Genomic DNA, 11,140 nt, shown 5'->3' on the forward strand with positions numbered 1-11,140 from the left:
AACGAGGCCTTCATGAGACCCCCGCCCCCGTCCCACCACCAGGCTCAACGGCGCGCCACGGCCTGCACCGCGGCCGCGGCGGGCGCCGCACCCGCCGGCACCGTCGCGCAGTCCCCCGGCGCCCGCGCCGCCGCCGTCCCCGGCGGCTGCGGCCAGCTGTTCGACGACTTCGCCTACACATCCTCGTCCGACCCCGCCCTGCGCTCGCGCGGCTGGACCGTCCGCACGGGCGCGGGCGGGCCGGGCGTGTCCGGCAACACGTGGTCCGCGTCCAACGTCGACTTCCCCGGGAGCGGCGCGGCGCGCACGATGCGCCTGCGCGCCCAGACCGACGGCACCGCCGCCGGCACGGTCAACGCCGAGGTCTACCAGCAGCGCAAGTTCTTCGAGGGGACCTACGCGAGCCGCGTGCGGTTCACGGACGCGCCGATCAGCGGGGCCGACGGCGACCCCGTCGTCCAGACGCTCTTCACGATCACGCCGCTCGACTTCCCCAACGACCCGGCGTACGGCGAGGCCGACTTCGAGTACCTGCCCAACGGCGGCTGGGGCGCGACGAGGCCCACGCTCTTCACGACGACCTACGAGACCTACCAGAACGACCCCTGGAAGGCCGACAACGTCAGCAGCACGATCCCCGGGAGCCTCGAGGGCTGGCACGACCTCGTGCTGCAGGTCGACTCCGGCCACGTGCGCTACTACCTCGACGGCCGCCTCGTCGCCGACCACACCGGGCACGTCTACCCCGAGACGCCGATGTCGCTCAACGCCAACCTCTGGTTCATCGACCTCGCGTCGCACACGGGCGGCGTGAGCCGCTACGAGCAGGAGATCGACTACGTGTTCCACGCGGACCGCGAGGTGCTCGCGCCCGCCGACGTGAGCGCCCGCATCGCCGCCCTGCGCGCCGCCGGCACGAGCCACACGGACACCGTGAAGCTCGGGACGTGCACCCCGACGACACCGCCCGTGGCTCCCCCGGTCACGCCCACCCCCGCCCCGACGCCGACCGCGAGCACGCCCGCGCCGGCGCCGAGCGCGACCCCGACCCCGGTGCCGACCGTCGCGCCGAACCCGCCCGCCGCGCCGCTGTGCGACCACCTGCGCTCGTGGGCCCGCAACCGGCTCTACTGGCCGGGCGCGACGATCACGCACGCCGACCACGCCTGGCGCGCGACGCGCGCGACCCGCCGGGCCGCCCCGGGCAGGAGCACCGCGTGGCAGGACCTCGGGCGCTGCTCGACGTCCTGACCGCGCGGCCGACGGGCTGGACGGAAGGGGGTGCGGCCCGGAGCCGGGCCGCACCCCCTTGCCTCCGGAGCCGGGCGCGCCGCACGCGCCCGGCCCCCCGCGCGCGGGTCAGTCCTCGATGACCGAGAGCACGTTCCCCGCCGGGTCCGTGAACCACGCGATCAGCGGCCCGCCGCCCCGGAAGACCCCCTGCGCGTCGGTCTCGATCTGGGTGCCCTCGTAGTGCTCGAACGCGACGCCGCGCCCGGTGAGCCACGCGACCGCGGCCTCGACGTCCGGGACCGGGAAGTTCAGCACCGTGAACGTCGCGGGCACGTGGTCCGTCTTCGGGTACACGAGCACGTGCGCACCCCCGCCGAGCCGGAGCGTGAGCATGCCGTTCTCCTCGGTGACGTCGAGCCCGAGCGTCTCGGCGTAGAACACCCGCGCCCGCGGGACGTCGTCGACCGAGAACCCGCTGAACGCCTTGGACTCGCGCAGCATGGTCGCTCCTTACGGGTGCAGGGCACCGTCGCGGCCCGCGCCGGGAGGGCCGGGCTCACGGGGTAGACCGGCGAGCGCGGAGGAAGTCATCGCGGACGGCCCGCCGGTGCTCACCCACCGAGCCCGCCAGACCCGCCGAGGGGTCGCTGCGCCGGACCGCCCACCACCCGAGCAGCACCGACCCGACCAGGGCGACCACGTTGTGCGCGAGCTTCGGCCCGGCGGGCACGTCACCGAGCGGCACGACGAGGAACCCCACCGCCGCCCGTGCGGCGAGCGCCCCGGTGGCGACCGCGGCGACGTGGCGACCCGCCCAGCCGTCCGTGCGGGCCCACCGTCGCAGCGCGAGCCCCGCCACGACGAGCACGGTCGCCGTGACGCCGACCGCGGCCCACGTCTCGCCGGCCAGCGTCACGAGCAGCCCGCCCACCAGGCTGACGCCCGCGAGCACCCCCGCCGGTGGGACGCGTCCGGCCCGACGCGGCGCCGCCCGGCGCCCGAGCGTCACGGCGGCGACCCCCAGCAGCACCGCGACGACCCACGCACCGGCGACCTGGCCGGCCGACGCGTGGTCGGTCTCGGTCTCGAGGTGGTCGACGTGCACGAGGAGCGCGGCCACGACGTAGAGCAGCGCCGCGACGACGAGCCCCGGCGCCCGCAGCCAGGGCCGGCGCGCGGCGTCCGGCCGCAGCGACTGCACGAGCACGATCGGGACCGTGAAGCTCCACACGGCGTGGCCGACGAGGAAGCTGCTCGCGTTGCCGACGGCGACGCCCCACGGCTCGAGAAGGGTTGCGCGGGCCGCCTCCTCCCAGCCCTCGATCTGGCGGTACGAGAGGCTGAACATCGACTGGTCCACCACACCGGCCTGCACGACCCCCAGCGCCGTCGCGAGCAGCAGCACCCCGGGCCAGCGGAGCCCGGCGCGCACCGCGACCTCGCGCAGCAGCAGGGCCGGCGCGCCGTAGAGGGGGACGAAGAACAGCAGCCCGACCAGCAGCGCCGCCGGGTCGCCCGTGCTGGTGTCGTAGCCGAGGAGGTACTCGGCACCCACCGGGGACAGCACCAGCAGGCCGGCCGCGAGCGCCCAGCGGACGCGACGGCGCAGCACCCCGTGCGCGTGCGTGCCTCGAGCGGGCCGCTCGACCGGTGCGGGGGCGCGGGGCACCGCCAGGACGGGATCGCGTCCCCCGGGTCCCCGCTGCGGCTCCTGCATGTCGTCCGGCACGGCTCCGACGCTAGGAGCGCACCGGTCGGCGAGGCATCGGCCGCCGGTCGGCCGGTGCGCGCCCGAGGTCCACGCCGGTCCGGACCCGGGTCGGAGCCGATCCCGCCCAGCGCAGGAGCGATCCGCGCCCGCCGGTTACCGTGAGGCGTGCCCGAGCTGACGCCCCCGCCCCGCCGCGTCGCCGTGCCGCTCGCCGCCCTCGCCGTCGTGGCGGTCGGCACCGCCGGCTGGGCGCTGCTGGGTCCGGGGCGCTCGTCGTCGCCGACCACGGACGCACCGTCCCGCACGGCCGCCGCCACGCCCTCGCCCACGGCGTCCTCGCCCACGGCACCCTCGCCCACCCCGTCCGCTCCGCCGGCGTCCAGCCCCCCGCCCGCCGGCCCGTCGGCGCTGCCGGACCCCGACGCCCCGTCGATCGCGTTCCTCGGCGACTCCCTGACCGTCGGGGTCGGGGCGCCGCCCGAGCGCGGGTACGCCTGGCAGACGGCGGAGGCGCTGGGCTGGCCGATCGCGGTCGTCGACGGCGTCTCCGGCAGCGGCTTCGTGGCGCCGGGCCGCGGGGAGCCGATGACCGACCGCGTCGACGACGTCGTCGCCGTGGCGCCCGAGGTGGTCGTCGTCGCGGGCGGCAGCAACGACGCGTTCCGCGGCTACGAGCCCGCCGAGGTGCAGGCCGCCGCGACGCAGGTCCTGACCGAGCTGCGCGCCGGGCTCCCGGAGGCGACGGTCGTCGTGCTCGGTCCGTTCGTGTCGGTGCTGCTGGGCGGCACGCAGGAGGACGCGACGACCGCGGCGGTCCGGGCCGCGGCCGAGGCGGCAGGGGTCCCGTTCGTCGACGCAGCCGAGCTCGTGGCGTCCGCGACGTCCGGCGAGCAGGGCCTGCGCCCGTACCTCAGCGCCGACGGGCTGCACCCCAACGAGACCGGGTACGCGGTCCTCGCCGGCGCCCTCGCGGAGCGGCTGCCCACGCTCGTGCCGTGAGTCTTCACCCGCGGCGCTCCTTGTCCGGGTCGCCGGGAACCCCGTAGAACGGGACGAACCGGACACCGCACACGGCGGTGCCGGTCACCAGGGGGTAACACCGATGCGGAGAAGACTCGTCGCCGTGACCACCGTCGGGGCGCTCACGGCGTGCCTCGCGCTCGCCGGACCGCTCGCGGCCACCGCGTGGAGCGCACCACCACCGGCCGGCTGGACGTCGGTCGACCTCGGGACGCTCGGCGGGACGCGCACCGACGCGACCGACGTGAACGACAAGGGCCACGTCGTGGGGCAGTCCCAGACCGCCGACGGCCGCGGGCACGCGTTCCTCTGGCGGGACGGCGTCATGACGGACCTGACGCCCGGTGCGTGGCAGAGCGGGGCGACCGCGATCAACGAGCGCGGCGAGATCGCGGGCTACGTCCAGCTCGTGGAGGGGCAGCCGACCCAGGCGTTCCGCTGGTACCGCGGGACGACGACGCTGCTGCCCGGGACGGAGCACGGCTCGGAGGTCAACGAGCGCGGGCAGGTAGGCGGCACCGCGCAGGCGTCGGAGGACGACCCGTGGACGACCTTCCCGTTCGTGTGGACGTCCGGCACCCTCGCGGTGGTCGGGCCCCTGACCTACCCGTCGACCTGGACGTCGAGCTCGATCATCGACCTCAACCGGTCCGGGACGGTGCTCGGCCGCACCGAGGACTTCGACGACCGTGAGGTCAGCTACGTCTGGCAGGACGGGACGTTGACGCGCCTCGGGGAGGCGGACGGGCGGTTCTTCGCCACCGACCTGAGCGACCGCGGGCACGTCGTGGGCCGCGCCTCGGAGGCGGACCGGCTGCTCTCGGCCGTGCTGTGGCGCGACGGCGCGGCCGAGGACCTCGGGACTCTGCCCGGCGACGTGTGGGCCAGCGCCAACGCGGTCAACGAGCACGACGTCGTCGTCGGCTGGAGCCAGGGCGCCGACCCCACGGACTCGGGCCGGCGCGCGTTCGTGTGGGCCGACGGGTACATGGACCCGATCGCCGTGCCGGAGGGTGCCTGGAGCGAGGCGTCCGAGGTCAACGACCGTGGCCAGGTCTCCGGGCGGATCGGCTACGCCCGGCCGGACGGCACCGGCGTGCAGAAGGCGTTCGCGTGGGTCGACGGGACGCTGACCCCGCTCGGCGGCGAGCACCGCGCCGTCGCCGTGACCGACCAGAGCGCGCAGGGGCACGTGCTGGCCATGGAGTACGACGACGGGGTGCGCGCGGTGCTGCACGTCCCGCCGAAGCGCCGGTCCTGACACGCGAGCAGCGGGTGCGGGACGGTCCCTCCGGCCGCCCGCACCCGCTGTCCCTCGTGCGCAGCGCCCGGCCCCTCCGGCCGGGCGCTGCACGTCGCTGCGCGCGTCAGCCCGCGCGCACCTCAGTCGGCCCGCACGACCGTGTCGCGCAGCGTCGCGCGCAGCAGCGGGCGGCTCGTCTCCGTGGCCGCCAGCATGAGCAGCACGCCGCCGGCGAGGAACCCGAGCACGAGCAGCAGCCCCGAGCCGTCGGTCGCGCTCGCGGCGCCGAAGACGAGCGCCGACAGGACGAGCGCGACGCCGGCCGACGTGCCGGCCACGAGCAGGAGCGGCAGCAGCACCTCGCGCCGCCGGGCCGAGTCGAACAGCTCGACCGGGACGCCCGCGAGCCGCTGGAGGGCGTACTCGCGGCGCCGGTCGAGCACGGAGGCCGCCTGCTGGATCCCCGCGGAGACGGCCGCGACCGTGAACGAGATCGCGAGCGTCAGGAGACCGCCGGTCACGACGTCCTGCAGCAGGAGCCTCTCGACCGGGTCGGTGCCGATCGGGTCCGTCGAGGCGATCGCGGGGAGGATCGACAGGCACCCGGCGACGAACGCGGCGAGGCCCAGTCCCCCGACGACCCGCCACGACGCGCGGGGGTCGTCGACGAGCCGCCGGGCTGCGAGCAGCGTCGCCGGCGTGCGCGCACGCCACGCCATGAGCCGGCCCGTGAGCCCGATGATCCAGGGCCCGACGAGGTTGAGCCCGACGAACGCGAGCGCCAGCATCCCGAGCAGGACCCCGTAGACGACCGCGGCCTCGAGCCCGCTGACCACCTTCGTCACGGCGACGAACCCGCCGAGCGCCACGACCAGCAGCAGCGCGCGGTACCAGCGCATCCCGGGCGGCGTCTGGCGACGGGCGACCCCGAGCGGGGAGACCACGACCCGGCGCAGCGAGACCGTGCCGCTCAGCGCGGCGAGCAACGGCACCCCGAGCAGCACCGCGGCCAGCGCCGGCGGACCGACCCACAGCTCCCCGGCCGTGAACGGCGTGCCCTGGAACGGGATCCGCGTCCACACCGGCAGCAGCGCCGCGTAGCCGACGGCGCCGACGAGCGCGCCCACGAGCCCCTGCAGCGCCGTCTCCACGACGGTCAGCGCGACGACCTCCGCCGGGGTGACGCCGAGGAGCCGCAGCGTCGAGAGCCGGGCGTCCCGCCGCGAGACGCCCAGCCGCGCCGCGGCGCCGCCGAGGGACACCAGGGGGACGAGCAGCAGGACCGCCGCGATCGCGGCCATGATCACGTACGGCCCGGCGTCGAACCGCGTGAAGGGTGCGGGCGGGTCGTCGGCGCGCTCGACGAACCCGAGCAGGCCGCCGAGCACGCTGAGCGCGAACGCCGTCGTGACCGCGAACGCCGCGACCGCGAGGCCCGTGGTGAGCGACCCGCCCGAGCGGTGCAGCCGCGGGGCGAGCGCGAGGACGGCCCTCACCGGGGGCCCCCGGACGTGGGGGTGCCCGACGCGAGGACGCCGGGTGCTGGGGCGGGGACGCCGGACGCGGCGGCGGCGCGGGACTGGGCGGCGGCGTGGGACTGGACGGAACCGTCGGTCACGTGGCCGTCCCGGACGTGGATGCGGCGCGAGCACCACGCGGCGACCTGCTCGTCGTGCGTGACGAGCACGAGGCTCGCACCGGCCGCGGCGGTCGCGCCGGTCAGCGCGCGCATGACGTCCGCCCCGGTGGCCTGGTCGAGCGCGCCGGTCGGCTCGTCGGCGAACACCACCTCGGGCCCCGTGACGAGCGCCCGGGCGACCGCGACGCGCTGGGCCTCGCCGCCCGACAGCTCGCCGGGCCGGCGCCCCTCCTTGCCGGCGAGCCCGAGCGACCCCAGCCACGCGGCGGCCCGGCGGGTCGCCTCCGCACGGCCGACCCCCTGCAGCATGAGCGGCAGCGCGACGTTCTCGACGGCGGGCAACTCGCTGAGCAGCTGGCCGAACTGGAACACGAACCCGAGCCGGCGGCGGCGCAGCAGCGAGCGCTCGCGCTCGTTGAGTGTCCCGATGTCGGTGCCGCCGAGCCGCACCGTCCCGGCGTCGGGCGCGAGGATCCCGGCGAGGCAGTGCAGCAGCGTCGACTTGCCGGAGCCCGAGGGACCCATCACGGCCAGGGTCTCGCCCGCGGCCACGTCCACGTCGACGCCCGCGAGCGCAGTCGTCGCACCGAAGCGCTTGACGACGCCGCGCGCCGAGAGTCGGGGGACGCCGGGGCTGTCGTGGGGCGTCGACTGCGGGACGGGGCCGGGGTGTCCGGTGGTGGCGGGGGGCATGGCTCGACTCTCGTCGCCCGTAACGGCCCGGGCGTCGCCGCACGGGTGGGTCCCCGCAGGGCCGGTGTCCACCCACGGGTGCGCGGCCCGTCCCCCTGCGGGTGCGCGGCCCGTCCCCCTGCGGGTGCGCGACCCGTCCCCCTGCGGACCGGTGCCGGGTCTCCCTGCGCGCCGTCGCCGGCGGGATCCGCACCGTGCCGTCTGCGCGACGATGGCCCGATGACGAGCGCACAGCCCCGCCCCCCGGTCGCCCCGCTCGACGAGGAGGCGGCGGCACGCCTGTGGCAGGACTACCTCGCCGCGCACCCCGAGCACGCGTGGGACACCCCGACGGTCGAGCACTTCGGCGACAGCGCACCGCTCGCCGACGAGCTGCTCGACCTCGTGCTGCACGGGCCGAAGCGCGCGACGGCGACGCTCCTGGCCGACTTCGCCGCCGAGGGCGAGCTCCCGCCGCGCATCGGCTCGCACTGGGTCGCGTGCGACGGTGCGGGCCGCCCGCGCGCCGTCCTGCGCTCGGTCGAGCTGCGCGTCGGGCCCGTGCACAGCGTCGACGACGCGTTCGCGTGGGACGAGGGTGAGGACGACCGCACCCGCGCCTCGTGGCTCGAGCAGCACCTCGGGTACTGGCGGCGGACGTGCGCCGCGCGCGGCGAGGAGCTCGACGAGTCCGCCGAGGTCGTGTTCGAGCGGCTGCGCGTGGTGTGGCCGCCCGAGCACGCGGACCGCGCGACCCCCTAGCTCGTCAGCCCCACGTCCACGAGCGTCTGGCGGACGGCCGCGACCTCGCCGGCGACGAACGCGTCGAGCTCCGGGCCGGTGAGGAACGCGTCGGACCAGCCGTTCCCCGCGAGCGCCGCCTGCCACTCCGGCGTGCCGTGCAGGGACGTGAGGAGGCCGGCGAGCTCGTCGAGCCGGGCCTGGTCGAGCGCGCCCGCGGCGGCGACGCCACGCCAGCTCGTGAGCACCACGTCGATCCCCTGCTCCTGCAGCGTGGGCACGTCGGGCAGCGCGGGCGAGCGCTCGGCGCCCGAGACCGCGAGCGCCCGCAGGCTCCCCGAGGCGAGCAGGTCGGCGTGCTCCGAGACGTCGGCGACGGCGGCGCGCACGGTGCCGTCGAACAGCGGGTCGAACGACTCGCCGGTGCTGGGCTGCGGCACGTACTGCAGCCGGGTCGTGACCTCCGCCGCCGGCACGCCCGCCGCGAGGAGCATCCGGACCGCGAGCAGGTGGTCGGCGCTGCCGGCGGGCCCGCCGGTCACCGGGACCGCCGCGCCGTCGGCGAGGACGTCGTCGAGCAGGTCGGACACCGTCCGGTACGGCGAGTCGGCGGTCACGACGACGGCGAGCGGCTCGTCGGTGAGCCGCGCGAGGATCCGCACGTCGTCGAGGGTCGCCGCCGCGTCGGTGAGCTCGACGGCGCCGACGAGCGTGTCGCCGAGGACGAGCAGCGAGCCCGGGCCGGCCTCGCCCACGAGCTGGGTGAGGCCGACGGTGCCGTCCGCGCCGCGGTAGTGAACGATATCGACACCGTTCACCACACCGCCTGCGGCGAGGGCGTCGACGAGTGCCTGACCCGTCGCGTCCCAGCCCGTGCCGCGCTCGGTCGGCACGTGGACCGCGAGCCGCTCGCCCGCCTCGGTCGTCTCGGCGACCGGTGCCGGCTCCGCCGCGCCGCGCTGGTCGGCCTCCGGGCCCGAGGTGCCGGGGCTGCACGCGGTCAGTGCGGACGCGAGGGCCAGCAGGGCCGACGCCAGGGCCAGCCGGGTGCGCACACGGGTGTTGCTCCGCATCGATCCTCCTTGATCTGCGCGGCTGTCTCCCGACCGCCGCCACGGTGCGAAAACCTTATCGAAGGCCTCCCCGCCGACCTGGAGGTTTGCTGGTCATACCTTCCGGGCGACCGACGGCCGGGTCCACGTCGCGAGGTCGAGCGCCAGGACGTCGGAGCCGCCCTCGCGGCCGACCACGACGAAGCCGCGCCGCTCGTACATCGCGCGCGCGAGGTCGTTGCCGTCCTCGACGCTCAGGCTCACCGCGCGGGACCCGTGCGCACGGACGGCGCCGAGGCAGCCGTCGAGCAGCGCCGACCCGACCCCCGCGCCCCGCCCGGCGGGCAGCACGCCGAGCGAGAGCTCCGGCACGTCCTCCGCGACGAAGCCCCACCCGCGCCGGCCCGAGGCGAAGACGCGGGCCCACGCGGCGCCGAGCGCCTCGCCGGCATCGTCGACCGCGACGACCCCGACGTCACCGGGCCGCCCCCAGCCCTCGACGTAGCGGACGAGGTGGTCGTCGGTCCGCACGTCGGCGACCGTCACGCGCTGCTCACCGCCCCAGTTGACGGCCTCGGCGACGAGGATCGTGAGCAGGTCGAGGTCGGCGGGGACGGCGGAGCGCAGCAGCATGCGGACATCGTGCCGGACGCCCCGGGACCGTGCGCTGACGTGCCCGAAAAATCCGTTCGCAACCGCTGCATCCAGACGCGCCCCCCGCGCCGTAGTGGGGGTGTCAGCACATCAGCGCCCCCGCAAGGGCCCACACCCTGGAGCACCTCATGCGTACCCGACTGATCACCGCCGGCGCCGCCGGCCTCGCCCTCGCTGCCACGGCCGCTCTGCCCGCCTCGGCCGCGACCCCCGGCAACGCCTCCCTGTCCGTGCTGCACGGCGTCCCGGGCCTCACGGTCGACGTCTGGGTCAACGGCGAGCGCACGCTCGACGACTTCACGCCGGGGACCCTCGCCGGCCCGCTCGACCTGCCGCCGGGCACGTACAGCGTCGCGATCACCGCGGCCGACGCCGCCGACGCGAGCGCCCCCGCGATCGGTCCCGTGGACCTCCCGCTCAAGGCCGACACGAGCTACACCGCGGTCGCGCACCTCGACGCCGCGGGCGCCCCGACGGCGACGCTGTTCACGAACGACACCTCGACGATCGCCGCGGGCCAGGGCCGGCTCACGGTCCGCCACACCGCCGCGGCCCCCGCCGTCGACGTCCTCGCGGGCGGCACCGCCGTGATCACGAGCCTGTCGAACCCGAACGAGCAGAAGCTCGACCTGCCCGCCGGGACCGTCTCGGCCGCGGTCGCCGCGACCGGCACGACGACCCCCGTCATCGGCCCGGCCGACGTCGCCGTGACGGAGGGCACCAGCACCATCGTCTACGCCTGGGGCAGCCTCGAGGCGGGCAACCTCCAGCTCGCGGTGCAGACCATCGACGGCCTGCACTCGGCGCCGGGCGGCGTGCCGTCCGGCGAGCTCGGCATGGCGAGCGAGACGCCGGCGACCTCGTGGGCGGTCGCCGCTGCGCTGCTCGCCCTCATGGGCGGCGTGCTCGTGGCCGCCCGTCGGCGGGTCTCCGTCGCGGTGACGCGCGACTGACCCCGCCCGGGTGCGGCGCCCCGCCTCCCCGCAGGGGCGCCGCACCCACCGGCCGGGGGGGGGGGGGGGGGGGGGGGGGGGCGCCGCCCCCCCCCCCCCCCCCCCCCCCCCCCCCCCCCCCCCCCCCCCCCCCCCCCCCCGCCGCCCGCCCCCCCCCCCCCCCCCCCCCCCCCCCCCCCCCCCCCCCCCCCCCCCCCCCCCCCCCCCCCCCCCCCCCCCCCC

General features: G+C 77.0%; 11 protein-coding genes. 5 read left to right on the forward strand and 6 right to left on the reverse strand.

Going from position 1 to position 11,140, the window contains the following annotated elements; translation table 11 throughout:
* Nucleotides 1-12: 12 nt before the first annotated feature.
* On the forward strand, nt 13-1,251 hold the full coding sequence (locus AB6N24_RS21420) for a glycoside hydrolase family 16 protein (protein WP_412871387.1): 1,239 nt from the start codon (nt 13-15) through the stop codon (nt 1,249-1,251).
* Between the two features lie 108 nt (nt 1,252-1,359).
* On the opposite strand, the gene AB6N24_RS21425 is transcribed toward AB6N24_RS21420, so the two are convergent.
* Nucleotides 1,360-1,734 carry a VOC family protein gene (locus AB6N24_RS21425; RefSeq protein ID WP_412871388.1) on the reverse strand — a complete coding sequence of 125 codons (375 nt, stop codon included), beginning with the start codon at nt 1,732-1,734 and terminating at the stop codon, nt 1,360-1,362.
* A 55-nt stretch (nt 1,735-1,789) separates the two neighbouring features.
* The gene (locus tag AB6N24_RS21430) at nt 1,790-2,962 is read right to left on the reverse strand and encodes a hypothetical protein (protein WP_412871389.1); all 1,173 of its coding nucleotides are present in this window, start codon (nt 2,960-2,962) and stop codon (nt 1,790-1,792) included.
* 147 nt (nt 2,963-3,109) lie between these two features.
* Between AB6N24_RS21430 and AB6N24_RS21435 the strand changes: the two genes are divergently transcribed.
* Both AB6N24_RS21435 and AB6N24_RS21440 read left to right on the forward strand, forming a co-directional pair.
* Complete coding sequence (locus tag AB6N24_RS21435) at nt 3,110-3,943, forward strand: SGNH/GDSL hydrolase family protein (RefSeq protein ID WP_412871390.1); 834 nt, start codon at nt 3,110-3,112, stop codon at nt 3,941-3,943.
* Between the two features lie 124 nt (nt 3,944-4,067).
* The gene (locus tag AB6N24_RS21440; RefSeq protein WP_412871391.1) at nt 4,068-5,225 is read left to right on the forward strand and encodes a hypothetical protein; all 1,158 of its coding nucleotides are present in this window, start codon (nt 4,068-4,070) and stop codon (nt 5,223-5,225) included.
* A 122-nt stretch (nt 5,226-5,347) separates the two neighbouring features.
* On the opposite strand, the gene AB6N24_RS21445 is transcribed toward AB6N24_RS21440, so the two are convergent.
* Entirely contained in the window at nt 5,348-6,703 is a 1,356-nt protein-coding gene (locus AB6N24_RS21445) for an FtsX-like permease family protein (RefSeq protein ID WP_412871392.1), read from the reverse strand.
* On the reverse strand, nt 6,700-7,539 hold the full coding sequence (locus AB6N24_RS21450; protein ID WP_412871393.1) for an ABC transporter ATP-binding protein: 840 nt from the start codon (nt 7,537-7,539) through the stop codon (nt 6,700-6,702). Before AB6N24_RS21450 ends, AB6N24_RS21445 begins: the two co-directional genes overlap by 4 nt.
* 219 nt (nt 7,540-7,758) lie before the next feature.
* Between AB6N24_RS21450 and AB6N24_RS21455 the strand changes: the two genes are divergently transcribed.
* Nucleotides 7,759-8,280: an ASCH domain-containing protein gene (locus tag AB6N24_RS21455; protein ID WP_412871394.1), complete on the forward strand. Its 522-nt coding sequence runs from the start codon at nt 7,759-7,761 to the stop codon at nt 8,278-8,280.
* On the opposite strand, the gene AB6N24_RS21460 is transcribed toward AB6N24_RS21455, so the two are convergent.
* A complete protein-coding gene (locus AB6N24_RS21460) occupies nt 8,277-9,332 on the reverse strand; it encodes a Bug family tripartite tricarboxylate transporter substrate binding protein (protein WP_412871395.1) in 1,056 nt (351 codons plus the stop codon). The genes AB6N24_RS21455 and AB6N24_RS21460 overlap by 4 nt on opposite strands.
* 93 nt (nt 9,333-9,425) lie before the next feature.
* A complete protein-coding gene (locus tag AB6N24_RS21465) occupies nt 9,426-9,944 on the reverse strand; it encodes a GNAT family N-acetyltransferase (RefSeq protein WP_412871396.1) in 519 nt (172 codons plus the stop codon).
* A gap of 149 nt (nt 9,945-10,093) precedes the next feature.
* On the opposite strand from AB6N24_RS21465, the gene AB6N24_RS21470 reads away from it, so the two are divergent.
* Nucleotides 10,094-10,918: a DUF4397 domain-containing protein gene (locus AB6N24_RS21470; RefSeq protein ID WP_412871397.1), complete on the forward strand. Its 825-nt coding sequence runs from the start codon at nt 10,094-10,096 to the stop codon at nt 10,916-10,918.
* Nucleotides 10,919-11,140: the final 222 nt, after the last annotated feature.

The organism is Cellulomonas jepli (assembly GCF_047229345.1).
In the GTDB taxonomy this organism is placed as follows: domain Bacteria; phylum Actinomycetota; class Actinomycetes; order Actinomycetales; family Cellulomonadaceae; genus Cellulomonas_A.